Consider the following 23,675-nt stretch of genomic DNA (forward strand, 5'->3'; position numbering starts at 1 on the left):
CCTACGACAACTTCCCCCACCCACACATCCCCACCCCACCCCCACCGCCCCCGCCCCACCCCCCGACCGCACCACCCCCACCCCCGACCGCGCCGATCATGCAGTTGTGGCAGCTCCAAAACGGCCGAAAGGGGCGTATCGACGACCACAACTGCATGATCGGCGGCAGGAATGTGGGCGTGAGGGGGTGAGGTGGGGGGTGGGGTGAGGGGGTGGGGGGTCAGTGGGGGTGGGAGCGGGTGCGGCGGGTGGGGCGGGCGGCGCGGCGGCGGGTCTCGTGGGCGACCTCGCGTTGCAGCCGCCGCCAGCTCTGAAAACGGCGGGCGGTCAGCTCACCGGCGTCCAGCGCCTCCCGCACCGCGCAGCCCGGCTCCGCCTCGTGCCCGCAGTCGCCGTAGCGGCAGCCGGTGGCAAGGTCGGCGATGTCGACGAAGGCCCGGTCGAGCCCGGTCGAGCCGTCCAGCAGACCGACGGCCCGGACCCCTGGGGTGTCCAGCACGGCACCGCCACCGGGCAGCGGCACCAGCGACCGCCAGGTGGTGGTGTGCCGGCCCTTGCCGTCGACCCGCCGGATCGCCTGGGTGGGCATCACCACCGCTGACGCGAGCGCGTTGACCAGGCTCGACTTGCCGGCGCCGGAAGGTCCGAGCAGGCCGAGCGTCCGGCCCGGCCCCACCTGCGCACGCAGCGGGTCCAGCCCGGTGCCGTGCTCGGCGCTGACCGGCAGCACCGGCACGCCGGGCGCGAGAGCGGTGAGCTGGCGCGCGATCGCCGCCGGGTCGGCCGCCAGGTCGGTCTTGGTCAGCACCACCAGCGGCCGGGCGCCCGACTCGTGGACCAGGGCGAGCAGGCGCTCGATGCGGCCGGCGTCGGGCGCGGGGTGGACCGGCTCCACCACCGCCGCGACGTCCAGGTTGGCGGCCAGGAGCTGCCCACCGGCGTCCCTGCCGGCGGTACGCCGGATCAGTGCGGTCCGCCGGGGCAGTACCGCCTCCACCGTCACCCGCGCGTCGGGCCAGGAGCACAGGAGCACCCAGTCGCCCGCGCACGGCAGCCGGGTGGGATCGCCCGCGGCGGAGGCCAGCACGGCCCCACCGACGGAGGCGCGCAACGGCCCGTGCTCGGTGAGCACGGTGCAGACGCCACGGTCGACCCGGGACACCCGGCCCGGACGGTGGTCGGTACGGATACGTAGCAGATGGGCCGCCCGGTCGGTGTCCCAACCGAGGGCGCTCAGCGTGATCGCCATGATTCCTCGCTCAGAGTCGGTGCGGGTGATACACGGGTGCGGTGACCGGCATGACCACCACCTCCTCCGCTCCGGCGCCGCGAACGGAACCCTTCAACCTCCCCTGCGCTCCGGCGGACCGCGAGGTCGCCAGGCGGTACGCACGCGCTGCGGTCGAGGTTGAGAAGGGTTCGACGACACCGACGGTAGGCCGGGCGGGTCCCGGACCGGAAGTGAATTCCCCAGCGACGCGGCAGGCACGGGCGACTAGGGTCGGGGCGTGACCATGGATCCCCTCCTGCTGACCGGTGAGGTGGACGACGCCACGGCGCGCCTGCTGCGGACGGCGGCCGGCTTCGCCGCCGCCGACCTCGGGGCACCGTCGCTGCTGCCGGGCTGGAGCCGCGGGCACGTGCTCGCCCACCTGGCCCGCAACGCCGACGGCTTCGTCAACCTGCTCACCTCGGCGCGGACCGGCGAGCAGATCCCGATGTACGCCAGCGCCGCGGCCCGGACCGCCGACATCGAGGCCGGCGCCCTCCGTCCGCCCGAGGAGCAGCTGGACGACCTGCGGCGCAGCGCGGACCGGTTCGCCGAGGCGGTCGCCGCGATGCCGGTGCCGGCGTGGGCCGCCACCGTCGAGACCCGACGTGGTCCCTGGCCGGCGGCCCTGCTCGTCTGGGGTCGCCTGCGGGAGTTGGAGATCCACCATGTCGACCTGATCGCCGGCTACCGGCTGGCGGACTGGTCCCCGAACTTCGGCCACCGACTGCTACACGAGGTCGCCTCCGGTTTCGCCAAGCGCGACGACGCCCCCGCGATGGTGCTGCGGTTCGACGGCAGCAGCCACGAACTGGTGATCGGGGACCGCGACCGGGCACCCGTCGTCGCCGGTTCCGCGGCCGAGCTCGCCGCCTGGCTGACCGGCCGCGACGCCGGCACCACCCTGACCGTCACCCCCGACGGTCAACTGCCCCGCCCACCCGAATGGATCTAGGGAGCCATGACCTACAGCGGAGATGTCACCCCCGGCGGCCCGCCGGCCGTACGCGAACTCGACCGGCTGACCATCACCAAGGTGTCGGTCGGGCCGATGGACAACAACGCGTACCTGCTGCGCTGCAACGGCACCGGTGAGCAGGTGCTGATCGACGCGGCGAACGAGGCTCCCCGCCTGCTGGAACTGATCGCCGACGCGGGGCTGCGTGCGGTGGTCACCACGCACCAGCACATGGACCACTGGGTGGGGCTGGAGGAGGTGGTGGCCAAGACCGGCGCCCGGGTACTGGTGCACGCCGACGACGCGGACGGGCTGCCGATCGAGGCGGAGACCCTGGCGGAGGGCGACACCGTGCCGGTCGGCGACTGCTCCCTGGAGGTCATCCACATCAAGGGTCACACCCCGGGTTCGGTGGCGCTGCTCTACCGCGACCCGGCCGGCGGCCCGCACCTCTTCACCGGGGACAGCCTTTTCCCGGGCGGGGTCGGCAACACCGACCAGGATCCGGAGCGCTTCGCCACGCTCATCGACGACGTCGAGCACAAGTTGTTCGACCGGCTGCCGGACGAAACCTGGTTCTACCCGGGGCACGGCCGGGACTCGACGATCGGCGCGGAGCGCCCGCACCTGGCCGAGTGGCGGTCTCGCGGCTGGTGACCGAGGCCGGCGTACCGGTCACGGCGCGATGATCCTCGTCACCTGGCGACCGGGGTCGACGTGACCGGTCAGCCGGTGACCGTTCGTCGCAGCCGGCGTCGGGTGCCGAGCAGTGCCAGGGCAGCCAGCAGCAGGCCCCCGGCCATGGTCACCAGCAGCGGGCTCGCCCCGGCCGGGAGCAGCCCGGTCAGCGACCGCGACGCGGTGCCCACCGCCAGGTAGAGCCCGGCCCACGCGCCGGCGCCGAGGGCTGCGAAGCCGATGAACCGCCGGTACGACATGTGCAGCCCGCCGGCCGCCAGGGGCAGCAGCGCGTTGAACACCGGCAGGAAGGGCGCGACCACGACCAGGCGGCCACCGTCACGGCGCAGGATGCGTTCGGCCGCGGCCCACCGGGCCTCGCCGACCCAGTTGCCGAAGCTGCTGTGCCGCAGCCGGTCGCCCCACCGACGGCCGACCAGGAAGCTCAGGGACCAGCCGACGAGACATCCGCTGACCACGGCGACGAAGGTCGCCAGCCCGGTGGTGGGACTGCCGACCGCCACCGCGGCGAGCACCGCCACGTCGCCGGGGACGAGGACCCCGAACAGCGGCATCGCGTCGAAGAGCATGACCACCCCGAGCACCGCCATCAGCAGGGCTAGGGGAAGCTCTCCGACCTGAGCCAACTGGTCCGCCATGTCTCGTACGCTATGACCTGGCGGCCAGCCTGGGCATCAGGTATTTCTCCCGAACTCCGCCGGGGCCTCTCGGGGTGATCCCTGATGCCTGTTACTTCATCTCGCCTCGCCGCGTGACGCGCTTCGCCCGGCAAATTCGCCCTTCACCGGTTACTGTCGGGAGGGTATTGGGCGATCGTCGGCGCGGAGCCGGCGGTCGCTCGCATGAAACAGGGAGAGAGTACGCATGGCAACCGGCACCGTGAAGTGGTTCAACTCCGAAAAGGGCTTCGGCTTCATCGAGCAGGACGGCGGTGGTCCCGACGTCTTCGTCCACTACTCGGCGATCTCGTCGAGTGGCTATCGGGAACTGACCGAGGGCCAGAAGGTCGAGTTCGACGTGACCCAGGGACAGAAGGGACCGCAGGCGGACAACGTCCGTCCGCTCTGATTCGTGCCGGGGCGGCGGCCGGTCACCGGCCGCCGCCGTGGTCTCTTGACACCCTTGCCCGACGGGCGAGCCCGTCGCTGATGAGCCCGATCGCCGGTGCGGTGCGCCGGCCGCACCCAGCGACCAACGCCCGGCACGGTGGCAGTGGCCCGTTCGGCCACCGCCACCGATGTCCGTCGGTACGGAACGCTCAGGCCGCCAGTCGCCGACTCAACTCCGTCACGACCTGGTCTGCCACGGTGGGCGGGATCGCCGCGGCGATCTCCTGCGGAGTCAGGCCGGCGAGCACTCCGGTGATGATCGCCTGCTCGTCGGCGACGTCCCGGTTTCCCAGCGACTTCAACGCCGTCTGCATTGCGGTGAGCTGAGCGCCGAGCGTGCGCAGCGTCGGGTGCCCGACCACGAACTTCGGATCGATGTGGTCCTCACCCATGGCCATCCGGGTGTAGATCTGCCCGACCGGGTTGCGCCCGTCCAGGACGGTGAGGTTGCGGTGGACGGTCTCCAACCAGTTGTGCTCCTCGGGTGTCATGTCGTTCTCCTCCTCTAGCTTGACGAGACCGATGGCGCTCAGGTAACGGCGGAACAGCGGTCTCTGGTCGCGGTTCGCCTTGATCGAGTCGCGGAAGAAGCTGAAGTGGGTGTGCCACAGGTGGGAGCGGTCACCGGTGCTGCGCCGGCCGAGCCGGTCCCAGCGCCTGACCACCGTGCCGTCGGGCGAATAGATGATCTCTCGGATGTCCCGGGTGTCCGGGGCGTTGGCGACACACTGCGCCACGCACCAAGCCGAGAACGTGAAGAGGTTGTGGTCACGGCCGTCGGAGCTGACGCGGAACAGTCCCACGTCCAGCGCGGCGGCGTCGAGGGTCAGGCCGTTGCGGTCCCGGGACGACTCGACCACGGAGTAGTCGTTCGTGACGACCCGGTTAGATCCACAGTGGTAGCCGCCTCGATGGTTGGCATCACCGACGATGCCGACCTCGTTGGGTTCGAGATCCTCGTCGCGCGCCCGGTTCGGGTCGCGGTTGAGATGCTCGAGTAGCAGACTGCGGACGGCTAACAGATTTGCCGGTGCCCGCGTCATGGGTCCCCCTTTGCTTATCGGTCGGGGGCCGGGCACGACGGTGACACCGCGTACGCGGTGGTGAGGCCTCACAGGCAGGCCCGGCCATCGGTTGCACGGCGCCGGGCATATCCCAACCATAGCCCTCGAAACTGGTAAATGCCCAGCTCAGAGGCGGTCCATTCAGCTTGGAAAAGGCTGAGAGCCAGGATGGACGATCGGCAGGACCACTGCGGACGGGTGATCAGGGTCGTGCAGGATCTCCCGATAGCCACCACGGAGGGTAACTGCGGCGCCCAGTGGTTCACCGGTACCCGGGTTGCGCGCGTACCGCGGGTGGGCGCCGCCGGAGACCTGCAGCCGCAACCGATGACCGGGGGCGAAGCGGTGGGCGGCGGGCCACAGCTCGACCGGCACCACCACGGCACCCGTGGCGTCGCGGGGAAAACGCTCCGGATCGAGGCGCACCAGTCCGTCACAGACGTTCCAGGATCGACCTCGCCGGTCCACGTCGCACAGTCGCACGAAGACGTCCAGATGGGTCAGCTCGCTGCGCAGATGGATCTCCGCCCGGACCGGCCCGATCACCTCGACGGCGTCGGTGAGCGGCTCGCTCGTCCAGGTCAGCACGTCTTTTCGGGCCTCGACCGGGCGGTTGTCGACCGGCCCGGCGCGCTGGGCCACCAGCAGCGGGCCGCCCAGCGACGGGGTCGGGTCGGCCGGGTCGTACCAGAACCCGTCCGGCGGCGACGGCGCCGCCGGGCAGGTCCGCAGGACGGCCCGCGGATGCAGGTGCCATCGGGTGGCACTGGCGGGCGGCGGCCAGTCGGGCAGGTCGCGCCAACCCCCGCCGGTGCCGCCCACGTACACCCGCACCGGACAGTGACCTGCCGGGTGGTCGGTGCCGCCGGTGGACAGGTGCGCGTCGAGCCAGCCCAGCCCTTCGCGCAGCGCGGCCACGAACAGTCCCGGGCTGCCATGGGTCCACGGCCCGACGACCAGTCGCGGCTGCCCACCGGTGGCCCGCAGCGCCGCGTAGTCGCGCAGCTGGGCCGGCAGGAAGATGTCGTGCCAGCCGCTGACCATCGCCACCGGGGTCCGGACCAGGTGCAGCCGGTCGTCGAAGACCCGGGTCCGCCAGTAGTCGGCCTGCGGTGTGTGGTGGCGCAGCCACTCCTGGAAGAACGGCACGGTCGCCCCGGTGGCGACCCGGTCCGCCTCGATCAGCGGCAGGTGCGACAGCGCGGCGATCAGCCGCGGCTGCCCCCGTTTGAGCTCCCACTGCCGGGCCAGCCACGGCACGGTCTGCGCCTGCAGCAGCTCCACCCAGGTCAGCACCGTGTCCAGGGCGAACGACTCTCCCGCGTACGTGGAGTCGCGGGTGGTCGAGGCGGTCGCCACGGCGACCATCGCGCGCAGCTCCTGGCCCGCGTCGGCGGCCAGGGCCCACTGCACGAACCCCTGGTAGCTGGCGCCGAACATGCCGAACGCCCCGCTCCACCAGCGCTGCCGGCGCAGCCAGTCGAGGGTGTCCAGCCCGTCGTCGCGCTCGTGCACGAACGGGTCGAACGAGCCGCCCGAGCCGCCGGTGCCCCGACAGGACTGGATGACCACGTGGAAGCCCTGCTCGGCCGCGAGCCGGCAGAGCAGCCGCATCGGTCCGGATCGGCCGTACGGGGTGCGGATCAGCACGGTGGGTACACCGGCCAGGTCGGGCGCGTAGTGGTCGGTGCGCAGAATCACCCCGTCGCGTACCCGGACCGCGATGTCCCGGGTGACGGCGATCCGCCGGGTGCGTGCCGGCGGCAGCCGCAGTGCGGCGGTGGCCAGTCCGGAAGCCAGTCGCCCCAACACCGGCTCAGTCCACCCGGCGCCGGGACGGCTCCGCGCGAGCGGAGCGGACCTCGTCCCGGTGCTCCCGCAGCGAGACTCCCATCGCCGTCATGAACCGGTACACCACCTCGAGCTCCTCGTCGCTGAAGTCGGTCATCACCCGGTCGGTGCGTTCGCCCAACGGCCGGAAGAAGCCCATCGCCAACTCGGCCCCCCGGTCGGCGTAGCGCAGCAGAACCTTCCGCCGGTCGGTGGGGTCCCGGTCGCGGCGCAGGTGCCCGGCGCGCTCCAGTCGGTCGATCAGCGCGGTGACCGAGCCGGAGGCGAGGTCGAGGTGCTCACCGAGGCGCCCGGGGGTGATCGGATCACCGTGCAGTTCGGCGTCCATCACGGCGATCAGCGCCTGCAGGTCGGTGGCGTTGAGGCCGTGCTGCCCGGCGAAGGCGTGGCCGACGTGCTGCGCGTCCACGCAGTAACGCCGAAGTTCGGCTGTGATCTCCGCGACCAGCAGTTCCCGGCGCGTGTCGCGCCGCCGGTACATACCGTGAGCTGCCACGTCCCGCCGCTTCCTCCTCCAGGCCCCGGGTCGCAGCATAGCCGAGGCTGGCTTTGATCTCGACTGTCGAGATTCTCCGTGAGCGAGAGCTGTTGCAACATCTCTCTCGTTGAGCGAAACTCTCGATCGTCTAGATATTCTGGTGGGGTCGGGGAGATCGATGGGAGCCCGGATGTCCGTGTTCAGTCGCGTGACAGGTAGTCGCCTGAACGCATGGTTCACCGTCGTCGCGGCAATCGTCGTCGGCGTGGTCGTCTTCTGGCTGCCCACCCCCGAGAACCCGGCGCCGGTCTCGGCCACCGGCCTGTCCGATCGGTGGCAGTCCACCCAGGTCGAACGCCTCCAGGACGAACTACCCCGAAGCGACGTCCAGCCGGCCATCGTGGTGGTCAGCCGCGACGACGGCGGGCCGCTCACCGAACCCGACCGCGCCGCCGTCACCACCGGCACCGCCGCGCTGGGCGGGCTCGCCGCCGGCGGTCAGGTCGCGCCACCGCAACTCTCCCCCGACGCAACGGTGGCTCTGGTCGCCGTGCCGCTGGCCACCGACGGCGGCCAGGAGGCCGTCGCCGCCACCGTGGCCGAACTCCGCGACGCGCTCACCGAACTACCCGCGGATCTCACCGTCGAGGTGACCGGCCCGCCCGCGTTCACCGCCGACCTCACCAAGGTCTTCGAGGGCGCCGACACCACCCTGCTCGCCGTCACCGCCGCCGTCGTCGCACTGCTGCTGCTCGTCACCTACCGCAGCCCACTGCTGTGGATGGTGCCGCTGGCCATCGTGGCCGCCACCGAACAGATCACCCTGCGCGCCCTCGACACGATCATCCCTGCGGTCGGCATCAACTTCGCCGGCGGCGCCGTGACCGGCATCGCCAGCGTCCTCGTCTTCGGCGCCGCCACCAACTACGCCCTGCTGCTCATCGCCCGCTATCGCGAGGAACTCCGTCGCGAGGAGGACCGCTTCGCCGCCATGCGTGCCGCGCTGCGTCGCACCGCCGAACCGATCCTCGCCAGCGGTGGCACCGTCATGCTCGGCGTGCTCACCCTGCTGCTCAGTGAGCGGGAACTCAACCAGGCGCTCGCCGTGGCCTGCGCCACCGGCATCCTGCTCGCCATGGCCTCGGCCCTGCTCGTCCTGCCCGCCGCGCTGGTGCTGCTCGGGCGCGGCCTGTTCTGGCCGTTCGTGCCACACGTCGGCAGCGTCGGCCGGGAGGGCCGGATCTGGGGCCGACTCGGTGCCATTGTGATCCGCCGCCCGGTGCCCGTCGCGGCGCTGGCCACCCTGCTGCTGGCCGGTCTCGCCCTCGGTGGCCTGGGCATCCGGACCGGGCTGTCGGAGACCGAGCAGTTCCGGGTACAGCCGGAGGCGGTGGCGGGCGCACAGACCCTCGCCGGCGCCTTCCCCGCCGGCACCACCCAACCGGTGGCGGTGATGACCGTCCCCGACGCCGTGCCGGCGGTCACCGCTGCCGCCGCAGCGGTGGACGGTGTCGCCTCCGCCCGCCCCGGCACCACCGGCTCCGGCGTCGCCCAGGTCGACGTGGTTCTCGACGCCGAGCCGGGCACCGCCGCCTCCGACCGGACGCTGGAGGCCCTGCGGGAGGCCGTCGCCGCCGTGCCCGGTTCGGCACCAGCGGCCCCGGCGGGCGTCGACGAACTGTCCGGCGCCATCGTCGGCGGCACCGTCGCCGGCACGTACGACTCGGCGACGGCCGACGCGGCGGACCTGCGCCTCATCCTGCCGCTCATCCTGCTGCTGGTCGGCGCCGTCCTGATCCTGCTGCTGCGCGGGCTGGTCGCCCCGGTGCTGCTCGTGGTGACCGTCGTCGCGTCGTACTTCGCCAGCCTCGGTGGCGCCTGGCTGCTCTTCGACCACGTGCTCGGCTTCCCCGCGCTGGACACCAGCGTGCCGCTGCTCGCCTTCGTCTTCCTCGTGGCGCTCGGCGTCGACTACAACATCTTCCTGGTCACCCGGGCCCGTGAGGACGCCCGCAGCGCCGGCACCCGGGAGGGCATGCTCTCCGCGCTACGGGTCACCGGTGGTGTCATCACCAGCGCCGGCATCCTGCTCGCCGCCGTCTTCGCCGTCCTCGGCGTACTGCCGCTGATCACCCTGACCCAGATCGGGATCATCGTCTGCCTCGGCGTCCTGCTGGACACCCTGCTAGTCCGTACCGTCGTCGTCCCGGCCCTGGCGTTCCTGTTCGGGGAGAAATTCTGGTGGCCCGGCCGGATCACCGCCGACTAGCGCGGCCGGCGGTCGAATCCGGGCGACAACAGCGCCCTAGAACCCCAGGCACTCACACTCGGTCATCAGGGCCCGGACGTTGCGCACGTAGCTCGGATTGGGGATGGCCAGCGGCTGTCCCTCCCGAGCCACCGCACCATGGCCGAAGTTGTACGCGGCGATGATCGCGTTGAGCAGACAGGAGTTCAGTTCGGTGGTGCAGAGGTCGGCGTCGAGCCGGTAGTCGGCGTCGAAGTACATGTCACCGATGTACTTGGTGAGCCAGGCCAGGTAGGTGCCGCCGAGATAGGCGTTGTCCCGGTAGTCCCACACGTCGTAGCTCTGCCCGAACCGCTGGTTCATCCACGTCGCGGTGTCCGGCATCACCTGCATCAGGCCGATGCCGCCGTCGCAGGCGACGATGTTCGACTGCCACCCGCTCTCCTGCCACGCCGTCGCCTTGATGAGGTTCAACGGGATGCGGATGTCCGGCGCCGACGTCGGCCAGTACGTCCGACCGGCCGCGTCGGTCAATGCCGCCTTGGCCTGCGCCCGGCTGGCCTGGTCGCCCTTGTAGCTGGGCTTGCAGGCGGTCGGTGCCGGCTTGGGCGGGGCGGGCGGCACCTGGGTCTCCGTCGGCGGCTTCGGCACCGCCCGTGGGGCGGTGGGCGTGGTGCGCCTGGGCTTCGGGCGCGGCTTCGTCGACGCCGACGCGCTGGCACTCGGGCTGGCCTTCGGCGCGGCACCCATCGACTCCACCGCCACGGGCGTGGCGGTCAGCTCATCCGTCCCGGGCGTCCCGCTCGGCTCCGCCGTCAGCTCCGGTGCCTGTTCCGGAAGCGCGACCGGGGCGGGCAACTCCCCCGCGGGAGCATCCACCTTGGCGCACCCGCCGCCGGTCAGCAGTAGCACCCCGGCAACGACCGCGATGCACCACCGAGTGACGTTGCGCCCCATGTGGACCCCCTTCGGCAGTAACGAATCCGCCGCACAGTAACAGCCGCCGAGCACCGCGCGGGGGCCCCGCGCGGTGGCCGACGGATCACCTCGCGGTGTCGATCCCACCTCACCCCGCCGCCGACCCACCGGCGGCGACGGCACGGTCCCGGGTGGCCCAGGCGACCATGAACACCGCCGTCCACGCGGCACCCAGCAGCACCGCGCCCACGGTGCCGCTGGCCGTACTCAATCCCAGGTAGAGCCGCCCGCCGCCGATGGCGACCACGCCGGCCGCCGCGACGGTCCACGCGGCCACCGCGACCGGCCACCGCGCGCCACGGGACAGCAGCCAGGCCAGCGTGCACAGGCTCGCGGTCACCACCGCGTTCTGGGTGGAGAACAGCACCACCCGGCCGCCGGCGGCCAGGTCGGCCACCGCCGCCAGCACCACCAGCGGCACGAACGCGCCGATCGTGCCGACGACGCTGAGCAGGTCCGCCCGCCAGGGCCGGTGCCGCCACGCCTGCACCGCCGCCACCAGGGCCACCACCACGATCAACGACGAGCCACGCAGCACCGACACCGCGGTCTGCGTCGCCTCCACCGCGTCGGGCGTACGCCGGGCAGCGAACCAGCTCGCGATCGCGCCGTCGACCAGAGCCAGCCCGCTGTGCCGGACCACCACCCGCAGCGTCCACGCGATGGCCAGCCCGACCACGAAGAGCAGCACCACCCCCGCCGCCAGGTTCGCCAGCAATGCCCAGGCGGGCCCGAGACGGAGGGTGAGCAGGAAGAACAGCAGCCCGTACCGGGCCGACAGCCAGCGCAAGGGCGGCAGCCCGGCGGCCCGCGCCAACAACGCCCGCGCCGGGTCGGGGTTGCGTCCCAGCCATCGACCGGCCAACACCACCGCGACCAGCGCCGCCACCAGCACCAGGACCGCGCCGGTCGCCCGGCCCAGCAGCCGGGACACCGTCTCGTAGGACTCCCCCGCCAGGTGCCCGACGAGCACCGACGCGCCCACCCAGGTGACCACCCCGGCCAGGTTCCACGGCGCGAAACGCCGGTACGGCATGCCGGCCGCCCCGGCGAGCCGGGGCACCAACGTGCGGGCGAACGCGACCCAGCGGGCGGTCAGCAGCCCCCGGCCGCCCATCCGCCCGAGCATCGCGTCGGCACGGGCCCAACGGTGCGGACCCACCCGCACCCCCCACCGGCTGGCCCGCAACCGCGGCCCGTAGCGGCGCCCGGCCCGGAACGCCACCGCGTCCCCCAGCGCGGCGGCCATGATCATCACCAGCAGCGCCGGCCCGAGCCGCAGCGTCCCGGTGTACGTGAGGAAGCCGACCAGCAGCAGGGTCGCCTCCCCGGGCGCCACCAGCCCGACGATCAGCGCCGTCTCGGCGGCGACGACCAGCGCCGCCACCATGTAGATCAGTGACGGTGGCAGGCTCTGCACGGAGTTCAGCAGATCGTGCACGGCGACCCCCGGATCACCTCGGCCATACTGCCGCAAGTGTGACAGTCGTCTCCCCGGCGAGCCGGTACGCACCCAGGGTGACCCCCGACGCCGCACCGCCACCGCAGAGGCGGGAGGATGGAGCAATGCAGCTTCGCACCGACCTCCGTAACGTCGCCATCATCGCTCACGTCGACCACGGCAAGACCACCCTGGTCGACGCCATGTTGCGGCAGTCCGGTGCCTACGGCGCCCGGGGCGAGGTGACCGAGCGGGTGATGGACTCCGGGGACCTGGAACGGGAGAAGGGCATCACCATCCTGGCCAAGAACACCGGCGTGCGGTACCTGCCGGCGGACGGCTCCGACCCGGTCACCATCAACATCATCGACACTCCCGGACACGCCGACTTCGGCGGCGAGGTGGAGCGCGGCCTGACCATGGTCGACGGAGTGGTACTCCTCGTCGACGCCAGCGAGGGACCGCTGCCGCAGACCCGCTTCGTGCTCCGCAAGGCCCTCAAGGCCCGGATGCCGATCATCCTCGTGATCAACAAGGTGGACCGCCCGGACGCCCGGATCAAGGAGGTCGTGGACGACACCTACGAGCTCTTCCTCGACCTGGACGCCGACGAGCAGCAGATCGACTTCCCGATCGTCTACGCCTGCGCCCGGGACGGCGTCGCCTCGCTCACCCAGCCCGCCGACGGCTCGGTGCCCGACGACAGCCACAGCCTGGAGCCGCTGTTCCGCACCCTGCTGGACACCATTCCGCCGCCCTCGTACGACGAGAGCGCACCGCTGCAGGCGCACGTCACCAACCTCGACGCGTCGCCGTTCCTCGGCCGGCTCGCGTTGTGCCGGGTCCGGCAGGGCAACATCCGCAAGGGCCAGACGGTGGCCTGGTGCCGCACCGACGGCAGCACCCAGCGGGTCCGTATCTCCGAGATGCTGATCACCGAGGGTCTGGAGCGCAAGCCGGCCGAGTCGGCCGGCCCCGGCGACATCATCGCCGTCGCCGGCATCCCGGAGATCATGATCGGTGAGACCCTGGCCGACGCGGAGAACCCGATCCCGTTGCCGCTGATCACCGTCGACGAGCCGGCCATCTCGATGACCATCGGCACCAACACCTCGCCGCTGGTCGGCCGGGTCAAGGGCGCCAAGGTCACCGCCCGGATGGTCAAGGACCGCCTCGACAAGGAGCTGGTCGGCAACGTGTCGCTGCGGGTGCTGCCGACCGAGCGCCCCGACGCCTGGGAGGTGCAGGGCCGCGGCGAGCTGGCCCTGGCCATCCTCGTCGAGCAGATGCGCCGCGAGTCCTACGAGCTGACCGTCGGCAAGCCGCAGGTCGTCACCAGGGAGATCGACGGGAAGATCTGCGAGCCGGTGGAGCGGCTCACCATCGACGCCCCCGACGAGTACCTGGGCGCGATCACCCAGCTGCTGGCGACCCGCAAGGGCCGGATGGAGCAGCTGGTCAACCACGGCACCGGCTGGATCCGGATGGAGTGGCTGGTCCCCGCCCGCGGCCTGATCGGCTTCCGCACCGAATTCCTCACCGACACCCGGGGCACCGGCATCCTGCACCACGTCTTCGAGTCGTACGAGCCGTGGTTCGGCGAGCTGCGGACCCGCCAGAACGGCTCCCTGGTCGCCGACCGGGCCGGGGCGGTCACCTCGTTCGCCATGATCAACCTTCAGGAGCGCGGCCAGCTCTTCGTCGAACCGACCACCGAGGTGTACGAGGGCATGATCGTCGGGGAGAACTCCCGCTCCGACGACATGGACGTCAACATCACCAAGGAGAAGAAGCTCACCAACATGCGCTCGTCGACGGCCGACGAGACCGAGAAGCTGATCCCGCCGCGCAAGCTGTCGCTGGAGCAGGCCCTGGAGTTCTGCCGCGAGGACGAGTGCGTCGAGGTCACCCCCGCCGCCGTACGCATCCGCAAGGTCGTGCTCGACCAGACCCAGCGGGCCCGCACCACCGCCCGCCGCAAGCACGCCGGCTGAGGGCCGGATGGCCGCGGACGACCTCCACGCGCGGCTGGACCGGGCGCCCGGCACGATCTCGGTGTACGCGGGGCCGCTCGACGCCCCGCCCACCTGGGTCCGGCACGCCGACGCCACCCACTACGCGGCGAGCACGATGAAGTTGGCCGTGCTCGCCGCGCTGCACCGTGCCGCCGAGGCCGGCCACCTCGACCCGGACACCCCGGTCGAGGTGGTCAACCGGTTCACCTCCGCCGACCGGCACGCCCCGCCGTACGCCTGCGCCCGCGAGTACGACAACGACGCCGCCGTCTGGGAGCGGCTCGGCGAACGGGCGACCCTGCGCTGGCTCGCCGAGCGGATGGTCGTCCGCTCCAGCAACCTCGCCACCAACCTGGTCATCGAACACGTCGGCCGGCCGGCCGTGGCGCAGGTCTGGGCCAGCGCCGGTGCCCGGCACAGCGTCACCGCACGCGGCATCGAGGACTTCGCCGCCCGCCAGGCGGGCATCACCAACCTGGTCACCGCCGCCGACCTGGCCGCGCTGCTCGACGCGGTCGCCACCGGCGCCACCCGTCCCGGGCCGATCGCCTCACCCGCCAGCTGCGCCGCGATGCTCGACGTGCTCTGCGCCCAGCAGATCCGTCAGGACATCGCCGAGGGGCTGCCCGCCGGCACCCGCCTCGCCCACAAGAACGGCTGGGTACGCGGCGTGCGGCACGGCGCGGCGGTGGTCTTCCCGGACGACGCCGAGCCGTACCTGCTCGTCGTCTGCACCACCACCACGCTCGACGACGACCAAGCCAGCGAGCCGGCCGACGCCGCCGCCCGACGCCTGGTGGCCGACATCTCCACCCGGGTCTGGCAGGCCCGCCACGACCTCGGTGTCCTCACTCCAACAGATTCGCTCGCAACGCCGCCACCGTCTCGTCGGTGATCCCCAACCCGTCCCGCAGGTACCCGCCGAACGACCCGTGCACCCGCCGCACCTGCTCGTACCCGGCGTCGAGGTACTCCGGGCGGACCTCCAGCACCGGCCGCACCGCGGCCTCGTCGAGCCCCGGATGGCGCCGCCGCATCGCCTCGACGAGCACCTCCCGCAGGCTCGCCGTCAGCGGGTTGTTGGCCAGGTAGTCGGCCCGGATGGCCGCCTCGTCCACGCCGAGCGCGTGCAGCAGCACCACGGTCAACCAACCGGTGCGGTCCTTGCCCGCCGAACAGTGGTAGAGCAGCGGCAGGTTGCTCCCGTCGGCCGCCAGCCGCACCGCCGCGGCGAACCCCTCCCGAGCCGAGGCGCCGGTGACGAACCAGCGGTAGATCGACGCCATCGCCGCCGGCGTGCCCTGCCGCGCCAGCTCCGCGTAACCGCTGAGGTCGTGGCCGAGCAGCACCGCGGAGACGTACGTGAACACCGGATGCGCCGGGTCGTGCACCGGCAGGTGCACCACCGTCGGTTCGCCGGCCAGCCGGTCCGGCGGGGCCACCGACACCTCCGAGTGGGCCCGCAGGTCCACCACGCAGGCCGGGTCGAGCTTGGCCAGCACCGGCAGATCCTCGTCGGTCAGCCGACCCAGCGCGGGCGTACGGATCAGCCGACCCGGGCGCACCCGCCGGCCCTCCGCGCCGATCAGGCCACCCAGATCCCGCGCGTTGGGCGCGCCCACGAGTTCCCAGTCCCGCCCGTTCATGCGCTCACTCATCACCGCTCCCCTCGCCTACAGGGTGCCGCACGTGACGATCGTCGTGGTACGCACCCGTCCCCTCAGCCTTGCCCCTGCACACCCCGTGTCCTCACTGCCCGGCCCGCCGGGCCATCGGCGTGGACCCCCTCGTCGTGGAGGTGGTGGATCGGTGGCCGACGTAAAGATTCAGACTGAGGATTGATAGACGTCGGATAGTTTCATATGGTCCGGAAGACGGGGGTGCGACCGGTCGGGGGTGGACGTGCAACAGGGCGTTGAGGCGGTGGTCAGGGTCGCCATCGCCGCCCTGTGGAGCTCCCCCGACGCGGTCCGACCGGTGGACGCCCCGGCGCTGCGTTCACCCGCCGATGTCGGGGCGTGGGTCGCCGGCATGGACGCCGACCAGCAGGTCGGTGACGGCGTACTGAGTCAGCTGCTGCTCGGCGAGCGGGTGCTGGTCACCGAGATCCGTCCGGACGGCTGGGCGCACGTGGTGGCGGTGGAACAGCCGGCCCCCCGGCTGGACCCGCGCGGCTATCCGGGCTGGTTGCCGGTGACGCAGCTGACCCCGGCCGTCGCGGGGACGGACACCTCGCCACGGGTGGTCGTCGACGCCACCGTCACCTCCCTGCACCACACCGCGTTCGGCGCGGTCGCGCTGCCCGGAGTCGTCCTCGGCACCCGCCTGGTGCCGGCCGGCGACGCGATCGACGGTTGGCGCCCGGTCCACGCCCCGGGACGTACCGCGCCGCTGTGGCTGACCGCGACGGACACGGTGCCCGAGCCCACCGCGCCACCCACCGCCGAGCAGGTGCTGGCGGTGGCGGCCCGTCTGGTCGAGGTCGGCTACCTGTGGGGCGGGCTGTCCGCGTACGGGATCGACTGCTCGGGGCTGGTGCACCTGGTCTGGCGGCGGCTCGGGGTGCTGCTCCCCCGGGACTCCGGAGACCAGGTGGTCGCCGCCCACCGGGTGGAGCTGGGGGCGGAGCGCGCCGGAGACCTGTACAGCTTCGCCCGCCCGGGACACCGGATCCACCACATCGGCATCGTCACCGCCGCCGCACGCGCTCATGGCGAACGCCGCATGCTGCACGCCTGCTTCTCGCGCCGGCGGGTGCTGGAGGAGCTGCTGCCCGCGGAGCGCACCGCCACCCTGGCCGGTGCGCACCGGGTGGTCGAGCTGACCTGACGCGCCCCCCTGCCGGTACGCCGGGTCAGTGGCCGGTTCTCGTCAACGCGGGCCGCCGCCCCGGGACGCCTTGATCAGGCTCGCCGCCGTCGCCGTCGCCAGGGTGCCGAGGATGACCAGCAACGACAGCCAGATCGGAAGGTGGGGCGCCCAGCCCACGTGCTCACCGCCGTTGATGAACGGCAGGCTGTTCTCCGCCAACGCCTCCAGGATCAGTTTGACCCCGATGAAGCCGAGCACCACCGCGAGCCCGACGCTCAGGTAGATCAGACGGTCCAGCAGCCCGCCGAGCAGGAAGTAGAGCTGGCGCAGCCCCATCAGTGCGAAGACGTTGGCGGTGAAGACCAGGTACGGCTCGTGGGTGATGCCGAAGATCGCCGGGATCGAGTCGAGGGCGAAGATCAGGTCGGTCGTGCCGATGGCGATCATGACGATGAGCATCGGGGTGAACTTCCGCCGGCCGTTCTCCCGCACGGTCACCCGGGCACCGTCGTAGCCCCGCGAGATCGGCAGCGCCCGCCGACTCCAGCGGATCAGCACGTTCTCGGTGAACTCCTCGCTCGACTCGCTGTGCCGGGCCAGGTTGATCGCGGTGTAGATCAGGAACGCGCCGAAGAGGTAGAAGACCCAGGTGAACTGTGAGATCAACGCCGCGCCGGCGGCAATGAACCCACCGCGCATGACGAGCGCGAGCACGATGCCGATGAGCAGCACCTTCTGCTGGTACTGCCGGGGCACGGCGAACCGGGTCATGATGATCACGAAGACGAAGAGGTTGTCCACGGAGAGGCTGTACTCGGTCAGCCAGCCGGTGTAGAACTGCCCCGCCACGCTCGCCCCGGCGGTGAGCCAGAGCCCGACGCCGAAGAGCAGGGCCAGCCCGACGTAGAAGACCACCCAGAGGCTCGACTCCCGCACGCTCGGCTCGTGCGGGCGACGCCCGACGATGAGCAGGTCCGCCGCGAGAACCGCGGTCAGGGCGACGAGCGTACCCGCCCACACCACTCCGGACACGTCCACAGTCTCATTCCTCCGGCCGGCACGCGGTAAGGGGCCCGCGGTGACCGGCACACGGTACGCCTCGGGCGGTGAGCGGACACACCGCCTAAGGCGTCCTAGGAGGATGGGTCACCTGGTCAGGTGATCGACCGTCGTGCGACGGCCGGTGGCTGGGAAACTCAGCAGGCCGGCACCGGACCGCCGCGCCGATGTGGCAGGCTGCCGGCATGGTGCTTGAGGTCGCGCTCATCGATGTGGCTCCCGGCCGCGAGGAAGCCTTCGCCGCCGCCTACGTCCAGGGGCACAAACTGCTCGCGGAGGCACCCGGCTGCCGGTCGGTGCGGATGACCCGGGGCATCGAGTCCCCCTCCCGTTTCGTGCTGCTGGTCGAGTGGGACTCCGTCGAGGACCACGAGCAGAACTTCCGGGCAACCGACCGCTTCGTCGGGTGGCGGGAGCTGATCGGCCCGCACTTCGCCGCCCCACCACGGGTCGAGCACTTCGTCGACGTACCCGCCTGACGACGACCGGACCGCGTCGACCCGAAGAATTGTCACACCGTCGGTTTACCCTGCGCCTCGCGTCGGCGCCGGTCCCGACGGCTTCGGGGGCGCCGGGCCCGGTGCCGACGCACTGGTCGGTCACCCGTCGAGCCGGCTGGCCATCACCCGCACCGTCTCCTGCTCCGGCAGCGCCGCCTCCAGCAGGCAACCGGCCATCTGCTCGTACCGGTCGACATCGGTCGCGGTGCTCAGCCGCACATCCGTGGTCAGCGCCTCCAGCATCACCGTGCGCGGGTCCGCCGGATCCGGGAAGGAGTAGCAGGAGAACGGGGTGAGCGGCACCGGCCCTCGCCCCGCACCGACCGGCAACAGCCGGATCGTCACGTGCGGCAGGGCGGCCAGCTCGAGCAGGTGCCGCATCTGCTCGCGCCAGACCTCCACCGGATCGCCGGCCTGCTCGCAGGCCAACTCGGTGATCAGCGCCGTGTAGCGGGGCGGCTCGGGGCGGCGGAGCACCGCATGCCGGGCGGCCCGGGCGCGCAGGTCGGCCTCCACGTCCACCGCCGGGTCGATCAGGTGTCCGGCCGCGATGCGCAGACGCGCGTACGCCGGGGTTTGCAGCAGGCCCGGCACCACTGCGGGCTGATATTCAATGATGCCCGCCGCGCCGGCCTCAAGTTCGGCGTACGTACGCTGCCGCTCGCTCATCTCCCCCAGCGACTTCCACCAGCCTCGGCTGGTCGCGGCGTCCCGGGCGATGACGATCAGCGCGTCCCGCTGCGGCGGCGACACCTGGTAGACGTCGAGCAGGTCGAGCACGTCCGCCAGATCTGGACGGCTCTGCCCCAGCTCGATGCGGGACAGCTTGGAGGTGGACGCCCAACCGAGCCGCTCACACACCTGTTCCAGCGTCAGCGTCTCCCGCCGCCGGAGCTGACGCAACTCGGCGCCGAGTCGCGCACGTCGAATGACCGGACTCGTTGGCAACGGCATCCCTGCCTCCCCACGGAGGGAGAGTACGCACGGCGATCACCCAGCGCAATAGGACGCTCGCATTCCGCTATTCTCCCACCGTAGGATGTGGACACCTGCCGGTTGGCCTCGCCGGCCGACCCTCACTTCACGCCGGCGGCATCCATCCCCCGCAGCTCCTTCTTCAGGTCGGCGACCTCGTCACGGATCCGGGCGGCCAGCTCGAACTGCAGCTCCCGCGCGGCGGCGAGCATCTGGTCGTTGAGCTCCTGGATCAGCTGCGCCAGCTCGGCGCGCGCCATCCCTGCCCGCGCGGGTGTGCCGGCGCCGGCCCGGACGCGGCTGCGGGTCTCCTTGACCGGCGCCTTGCCCCGGGACAGCTGTCGCACCGCGCCGCCGACCCGGGTCGCCTCGGTGTCCTCGGCCTCGCGGTAGATGTCGTCGAGGATGTCGTGGATCTTCTTACGGAGCGGCTCGGGGCTGATGCCGTGCGCCTCGTTGTGCGCGATCTGCTTGGCGCGCCGCCGGTTGGTCTCGTCGATCGCGGCCGCCATCGACGGCGTGATCTTGTCTGCGTACATGTGCACCTGGCCGGAGACGTTACGGGCGGCCCGACCGATGGTCTGGATCAACGACCGGCCACTGCGCAGGAAGCCCTCCTTGTCCGCGTCCAGGATCGCCACCAGGGACACCTCGGGCAGGTCGAGGCCCTCCCGCAGCAGGTTGATGCCGACCAGCACGTCGTAGTCGCCCCGGCGCAGCTCACGAAGCAACTCCACCCGCCGCAGCGTGTCGACCTCGGAGTGCAGGTAACGCACCCGGATGCCGTTCTCCAGGAGATAGTCCGACAGGTCCTCGGCCATCTTCTTGGTCAGCGTGGTGACCAGCACCCGTTCGTCGCGCTCGGTACGCAGCTTGATCTCGTGCATCAGGTCGTCGATCTGGCCCTTGGTGGGCTTGACGACGACCTCCGGGTCGATCAGGCCGGTCGGGCGGATCACCTGCTCCACGAACTCGCCCTGGGCCTGCTCCAGCTCCCACGGACCCGGCGTCGCCGACAGGAAGACCATCTGGCCGACCCGCTCCAGGAACTCGTCGAACCGCAACGGCCGGTTGTCGGCCGCGCTGGGCAGCCGGAACCCGTGGTCGATCAGCATCCGCTTGCGGGACGCGTCACCCTCGAACATCCCACCGATCTGCGGGATGGTGACGTGCGACTCGTCGATGACGGTGATGAAGTCGTCGGGGAAGTAGTCGAGCAGGCAGTGCGGCGGGCTGCCGGGCAACCGCCCGTCGATGTGCATCGAGTAGTTCTCGATGCCGGAACAGAAGCCCACCTGCCGCATCATCTCGATGTCGTACGTGGTGCGCATCCGCAGCCGCTGCGACTCCAGCAGCTTGCCCTGCCGGTCCAGCTCGGCCAGCCGCTCGCCCAGCTCTGTCTCGATGTCGCCGATCGCCCGCTCCATCCGCTGCGGGCCGGCGGCGTAGTGCGTCGCCGGGAAGATCAGCAGGTAATCCACCTCGCGCACCACGTCTCCGGTGAGCGGGTTGAGGTAGTAGAGCTTCTCCACCTCGTCACCGAAGAGCTCGATCCGGACGGCGAGCTCCTCGTACGCCGGAATGATCTCCAGCGTGTCGCCGCGGACCCGGAAGGTGCCGCGCTGGAAGGCCATGTCGTTGCGGGTGTACTGGATGTCCACCAGCCGGCGCAGCAACTGGTCGCGATCAAGCTCCTGGCCGACGGCGACCCGCACCGCGCGGTCCAGGTACTCCTCAGGGGTGCCCAGGCCGTAGATCGCCGAGACGGTCGCCACGACCACCACGTCTCGGCGGGTGAGCAGGGACATGGTGGCCGAGTGCCGCAGCCGCTCGACCTCCTCGTTGATCGAGGAGTCCTTCTCGATGTAGGTGTCGGTCTGCGGGATGTACGCCTCGGGCTGGTAGTAGTCGTAGTAGGAGACGAAATACTCCACCGCGTTGTCCGGCAGCAGCTCGCTGAACTCCTTCGCCAGCTGCGCGCAGAGCGTCTTGTTCGGTGCCAGCACCAGCGCGGGACGCTGCAGGCGCTCCACCAGCCAGGCGGTGGTGGCGCTCTTGCCGGTGCCGGTGGCGCCGAGCAGCACGGTGTGCCGGTCACCGCGACGGACCCGCCGCTCCAGATCGTCGATCGCCGCCGGCTGGTCACCAGCAGGCTGGAACTCGCTGACGACCTGGAAGCGGCCGTCGAGCCGAGGAATGTCGAGCGCCATGGAGCAACCGTACGCCGGGACTCCGACAGTCCGCGGCGACTACGTGCAGCACGTGATCGGCTTCGATATTCGCATTGTGTGGTTCTTCTCACCCCGCTACGCTTTTTCCGTAGGCCGCTCGCGGCGGCCGACCGGGCCGGTGGCGGGCCGCACAAGGCCACGCCGCCCCCGGCACCGAGGGTCGCAGCACCCGGCATGCCTGGTGTGCGCGCCCGCTGTGGTCGCGCTGAAGGCGCAGACCGGCCGCCGCGAGCGCCCCTGCGTCGTCACCCGAACCCGGTCCGGCACGTTCATCCTCCCGTGGAGAACACCTCGCGACCGGCACCCGGCAACGGCGGCACCAATCGTCCCGTTCCGGACGTCCCGTCCACTGGCCCGGTCCGCCGGGACGGCCGCCGGCATCGGGCGGGGCCCCGGCGGCACCGGGCCGGCATCGTGCCACCCGCCATTCTCGAGCTGACCGTCGCCGACCCGCCCGGGCCGCGGCCCGGCGTCCGTCGGGCCGCGGTGCCCGGCGGCCTGCTCGACCCGACCGCCGGCAACCCGCTGGAGGAAGAGGACCTCACCGGCTCGAGCGCGCCGACCGACGAGGCGCGGCGCGGCGCCGCCCGCCGGCGGCGCCTCACCCTCGCCGGGCTCTCCCTCACCGCCGTGGCCTCCGCCGTCATGCTGGTGGCCGCTCTGGTCAACTGGGCACCCGACGGACCCCCACCACGGCCGATGAACTCGGCCGAGCAGGAACGACTGGCCGCGATGCGGGTCACCAACCTGCGCGACCTGCGTGCCGGGCTGCACGTCACGGTCGGCGACGGTAATGCCCGCACCGACCTCCTCGGCTGGGTCGACTGGGCTCGCCAGCTGGTCTACCTGGACGTCGGCGGGCCCGGCGCGGGTGCACTGCGAGGACTGGCTCAGGCCACCCCCACCGTCCTGGTGGTCCGCCCGGACCCGACGGCGATGCCGACGCCCGCCACACCACCCCTGGTGCCGCCGGCCGACGGCTGGCGACTGCCCGCCGACCGGGGCCTCGATCCACTGCTGCTGCTGGTGTTCGGGCTGGCCGCCGACCGGCCCGAACCCACCGGCGGGCCGTCCGGCCGCTGGCTGGGCCGGGAACAGGTAAACGGCGAGACGGTCGACATTCTGGAGGCCGCGCCACCCGGCACCGTCGCACCGGCGACCGGCACCCCCGGTACCGCCGCACCGGCGACCGGCCCTCCCGGCGCGACCACCGGCGGCAGCACCCCGACCCGCTACTGGGTGGACCTGGCGGGCCGGTTGCACCGGCTGGAGGCCAGCCTGCCCGGTGTCGGTCCGGTGACCGTGGCGCTGAACCGGGCCGACCGACCCACGCTGCGGCCGGTCGAAGCGCTTGGCGGCCGACCCGGCCTGCCCCGCGCGCTGAACGCCGCCGAACGGGACCGCTGGCGCCGACTGCCCGCCCGGTTGCGGGCCGCCGGCGGGGCCACCGTCACCGTGACCGGCCCCGTCTCCGGCGCCAGCAACCTGCGCGGCGCCGGCTGGTTGAGCTGGACCTCGGGTACGGCCTACCTGGGCGTCGCCGACCTCGACCCGGACGGCCGGCGCACTCTGGTTCGCCACCACGCCGGCAAGGTCACCCGGATCGAGAACGGCGCGCCGGGCAGCGGTACCGCACGTCCGCCGCTACCACCACCGACAACCGGTTGGCGTACCGGCCCGCACCGCACCCAGGCCCTGGACCCGCTGCTGGAGGCCGCGCTGCGGGCCGCGAAGGGAAGCGGGCCCCAGGGCGACGTGCGACGGGTACGCGGCGACACCCTCGCCGGCACCACGGTCGACGTGGTGCAGCTCAAGACCGCCCGAGGGCCGGTGCGCTACTGGGTCGACCGGTCCGGGCTGCTCCGCCGACTGGAGCTGCCCACCCGGGCGGGTGCCTGGGCACAGCTCGACCTGGACCCCGGCCGGGTACCCCGGCTCACGCCGCCGCGCGCCAAGCGCTGACCGCCCCGCCGGCCTGGTCGGCACCG

20 protein-coding genes are annotated in these 23,675 nt (G+C 72.0%); 9 read left to right on the plus strand and 11 right to left on the minus strand.

All coding sequences use genetic code 11. The annotated features are described in order from the left end of the window. Positions 1-220: 220 nt before the first annotated feature. A complete protein-coding gene (gene rsgA, locus BMY89_RS25065; RefSeq protein ID WP_092382530.1) occupies positions 221-1,249 on the minus strand; it encodes a ribosome small subunit-dependent GTPase A in 1,029 nt (342 codons plus the stop codon). 259 nt (positions 1,250-1,508) lie between these two features. Here rsgA and BMY89_RS25070 point away from each other — a divergent pair, with 259 nt between their 5' ends. Both BMY89_RS25070 and BMY89_RS25075 read left to right on the plus strand, forming a co-directional pair. Continuing rightward, positions 1,509-2,225, plus strand: a complete 717-nt coding sequence (locus tag BMY89_RS25070; RefSeq protein WP_092382531.1) for a maleylpyruvate isomerase family mycothiol-dependent enzyme — start codon at positions 1,509-1,511, stop codon at positions 2,223-2,225. A 6-nt stretch (positions 2,226-2,231) separates the two neighbouring features. Then, on the plus strand, positions 2,232-2,885 hold the full coding sequence (locus BMY89_RS25075) for an MBL fold metallo-hydrolase (RefSeq protein ID WP_092382532.1): 654 nt from the start codon (positions 2,232-2,234) through the stop codon (positions 2,883-2,885). A 68-nt stretch (positions 2,886-2,953) separates the two neighbouring features. On the opposite strand, the gene BMY89_RS25080 is transcribed toward BMY89_RS25075, so the two are convergent. Then, the gene (locus tag BMY89_RS25080; RefSeq protein WP_092382533.1) at positions 2,954-3,565 is read right to left on the minus strand and encodes a DedA family protein; all 612 of its coding nucleotides are present in this window, start codon (positions 3,563-3,565) and stop codon (positions 2,954-2,956) included. A gap of 226 nt (positions 3,566-3,791) precedes the next feature. On the opposite strand from BMY89_RS25080, the gene BMY89_RS25085 reads away from it, so the two are divergent. Continuing rightward, the gene (locus BMY89_RS25085; RefSeq protein WP_092382534.1) at positions 3,792-3,995 is read left to right on the plus strand and encodes a cold-shock protein; all 204 of its coding nucleotides are present in this window, start codon (positions 3,792-3,794) and stop codon (positions 3,993-3,995) included. Between the two features lie 190 nt (positions 3,996-4,185). On the opposite strand, the gene BMY89_RS25090 is transcribed toward BMY89_RS25085, so the two are convergent. The 3 genes from BMY89_RS25090 to BMY89_RS25100 form a co-directional block, all read right to left on the minus strand. Then, positions 4,186-5,079, minus strand: a complete 894-nt coding sequence (locus tag BMY89_RS25090) for a hypothetical protein (RefSeq protein WP_092382535.1) — start codon at positions 5,077-5,079, stop codon at positions 4,186-4,188. Between the two features lie 162 nt (positions 5,080-5,241). After that, positions 5,242-6,912, minus strand: coding sequence for a CocE/NonD family hydrolase (locus tag BMY89_RS25095; RefSeq protein WP_092382536.1), 1,671 nt, complete (start codon positions 6,910-6,912; stop codon positions 5,242-5,244). A gap of 4 nt (positions 6,913-6,916) precedes the next feature. Beyond that, positions 6,917-7,432 carry a MarR family winged helix-turn-helix transcriptional regulator gene (locus BMY89_RS25100; protein WP_092382537.1) on the minus strand — a complete coding sequence of 172 codons (516 nt, stop codon included), beginning with the start codon at positions 7,430-7,432 and terminating at the stop codon, positions 6,917-6,919. A 187-nt stretch (positions 7,433-7,619) separates the two neighbouring features. On the opposite strand from BMY89_RS25100, the gene BMY89_RS25105 reads away from it, so the two are divergent. After that, on the plus strand, positions 7,620-9,698 hold the full coding sequence (locus BMY89_RS25105; RefSeq protein WP_092382538.1) for an MMPL family transporter: 2,079 nt from the start codon (positions 7,620-7,622) through the stop codon (positions 9,696-9,698). 36 nt (positions 9,699-9,734) lie between these two features. Here BMY89_RS25105 and BMY89_RS25110 read toward each other — a convergent pair whose 3' ends face one another. Next, entirely contained in the window at positions 9,735-10,634 is a 900-nt protein-coding gene (locus BMY89_RS25110; RefSeq protein WP_092382539.1) for a lytic transglycosylase domain-containing protein, read from the minus strand. 109 nt (positions 10,635-10,743) lie between these two features. Then, a complete protein-coding gene (locus BMY89_RS25115; protein WP_092382540.1) occupies positions 10,744-12,096 on the minus strand; it encodes a DedA family protein in 1,353 nt (450 codons plus the stop codon). A 125-nt stretch (positions 12,097-12,221) separates the two neighbouring features. Here BMY89_RS25115 and typA point away from each other — a divergent pair, with 125 nt between their 5' ends. Both typA and BMY89_RS25125 read left to right on the plus strand, forming a co-directional pair. After that, entirely contained in the window at positions 12,222-14,090 is a 1,869-nt protein-coding gene (gene typA, locus BMY89_RS25120; protein ID WP_092382541.1) for a translational GTPase TypA, read from the plus strand. A gap of 7 nt (positions 14,091-14,097) precedes the next feature. Continuing rightward, entirely contained in the window at positions 14,098-15,006 is a 909-nt protein-coding gene (locus BMY89_RS25125; RefSeq protein WP_092382542.1) for a serine hydrolase, read from the plus strand. Here the strand turns inward: BMY89_RS25125 and BMY89_RS25130 are convergent. Next, entirely contained in the window at positions 14,960-15,757 is a 798-nt protein-coding gene (locus BMY89_RS25130; protein ID WP_092382603.1) for a tyrosine-protein phosphatase, read from the minus strand. The genes BMY89_RS25125 and BMY89_RS25130 overlap by 47 nt on opposite strands. 256 nt (positions 15,758-16,013) lie before the next feature. On the opposite strand from BMY89_RS25130, the gene BMY89_RS25135 reads away from it, so the two are divergent. Continuing rightward, positions 16,014-16,940 (plus strand): C40 family peptidase, encoded by a 927-nt coding sequence (locus BMY89_RS25135; protein WP_232521536.1) that lies wholly within the window; start codon positions 16,014-16,016, stop codon positions 16,938-16,940. A 42-nt stretch (positions 16,941-16,982) separates the two neighbouring features. Here the strand turns inward: BMY89_RS25135 and BMY89_RS25140 are convergent, their stop codons facing one another. Next, complete coding sequence (locus tag BMY89_RS25140) at positions 16,983-17,960, minus strand: TerC family protein (RefSeq protein WP_092382544.1); 978 nt, start codon at positions 17,958-17,960, stop codon at positions 16,983-16,985. 206 nt (positions 17,961-18,166) lie between these two features. On the opposite strand from BMY89_RS25140, the gene BMY89_RS25145 reads away from it, so the two are divergent. Continuing rightward, a complete protein-coding gene (locus BMY89_RS25145; protein WP_092382604.1) occupies positions 18,167-18,460 on the plus strand; it encodes an antibiotic biosynthesis monooxygenase family protein in 294 nt (97 codons plus the stop codon). Between the two features lie 120 nt (positions 18,461-18,580). Here the strand turns inward: BMY89_RS25145 and BMY89_RS25150 are convergent, their stop codons facing one another. Together BMY89_RS25150 and uvrB are read right to left on the minus strand one after the other, a co-directional pair. Next, complete coding sequence (locus BMY89_RS25150; protein ID WP_092382545.1) at positions 18,581-19,435, minus strand: helix-turn-helix domain-containing protein; 855 nt, start codon at positions 19,433-19,435, stop codon at positions 18,581-18,583. A 122-nt stretch (positions 19,436-19,557) separates the two neighbouring features. After that, positions 19,558-21,666, minus strand: a complete 2,109-nt coding sequence (gene uvrB, locus BMY89_RS25155; RefSeq protein ID WP_092382546.1) for an excinuclease ABC subunit UvrB — start codon at positions 21,664-21,666, stop codon at positions 19,558-19,560. Between the two features lie 300 nt (positions 21,667-21,966). On the opposite strand from uvrB, the gene BMY89_RS25160 reads away from it, so the two are divergent. Continuing rightward, positions 21,967-23,649 carry a hypothetical protein gene (locus tag BMY89_RS25160; RefSeq protein ID WP_092382547.1) on the plus strand — a complete coding sequence of 561 codons (1,683 nt, stop codon included), beginning with the start codon at positions 21,967-21,969 and terminating at the stop codon, positions 23,647-23,649. Positions 23,650-23,675: the final 26 nt, after the last annotated feature.

It is taken from the genome of Micromonospora phaseoli, from assembly GCF_900109115.1.
Classification (GTDB): Bacteria; Actinomycetota; Actinomycetes; order Mycobacteriales; family Micromonosporaceae; genus Micromonospora; species Micromonospora phaseoli.

Excerpts from the sequence above, each read along its gene's own strand:
- rsgA (WP_092382530.1), bottom strand. The coding sequence starts at position 1,249 with ATGGCGATCACGCTGAGCGCCCTCGGTTGGGACACCGACCGGGCGGCC.
- BMY89_RS25075 (WP_092382532.1), top strand. The coding sequence starts at position 2,232 with ATGACCTACAGCGGAGATGTCACCCCCGGCGGCCCGCCGGCCGTACGC.
- BMY89_RS25080 (WP_092382533.1), bottom strand. The coding sequence starts at position 3,565 with ATGGCGGACCAGTTGGCTCAGGTCGGAGAGCTTCCCCTAGCCCTGCTG.
- BMY89_RS25085 (WP_092382534.1), top strand. The coding sequence starts at position 3,792 with ATGGCAACCGGCACCGTGAAGTGGTTCAACTCCGAAAAGGGCTTCGGC.
- BMY89_RS25090 (WP_092382535.1), bottom strand. The coding sequence starts at position 5,079 with ATGACGCGGGCACCGGCAAATCTGTTAGCCGTCCGCAGTCTGCTACTC.
- BMY89_RS25100 (WP_092382537.1), bottom strand. The coding sequence starts at position 7,432 with ATGTACCGGCGGCGCGACACGCGCCGGGAACTGCTGGTCGCGGAGATC.
- BMY89_RS25105 (WP_092382538.1), top strand. The coding sequence starts at position 7,620 with ATGTCCGTGTTCAGTCGCGTGACAGGTAGTCGCCTGAACGCATGGTTC.
- BMY89_RS25110 (WP_092382539.1), bottom strand. The coding sequence starts at position 10,634 with ATGGGGCGCAACGTCACTCGGTGGTGCATCGCGGTCGTTGCCGGGGTG.
- typA (WP_092382541.1), top strand. The coding sequence starts at position 12,222 with ATGCAGCTTCGCACCGACCTCCGTAACGTCGCCATCATCGCTCACGTC.
- BMY89_RS25125 (WP_092382542.1), top strand. The coding sequence starts at position 14,098 with ATGGCCGCGGACGACCTCCACGCGCGGCTGGACCGGGCGCCCGGCACG.
- BMY89_RS25130 (WP_092382603.1), bottom strand. The coding sequence starts at position 15,757 with ATGAACGGGCGGGACTGGGAACTCGTGGGCGCGCCCAACGCGCGGGAT.
- BMY89_RS25145 (WP_092382604.1), top strand. The coding sequence starts at position 18,167 with ATGGTGCTTGAGGTCGCGCTCATCGATGTGGCTCCCGGCCGCGAGGAA.
- BMY89_RS25150 (WP_092382545.1), bottom strand. The coding sequence starts at position 19,435 with ATGCCGTTGCCAACGAGTCCGGTCATTCGACGTGCGCGACTCGGCGCC.
- uvrB (WP_092382546.1), bottom strand. The coding sequence starts at position 21,666 with ATGGCGCTCGACATTCCTCGGCTCGACGGCCGCTTCCAGGTCGTCAGC.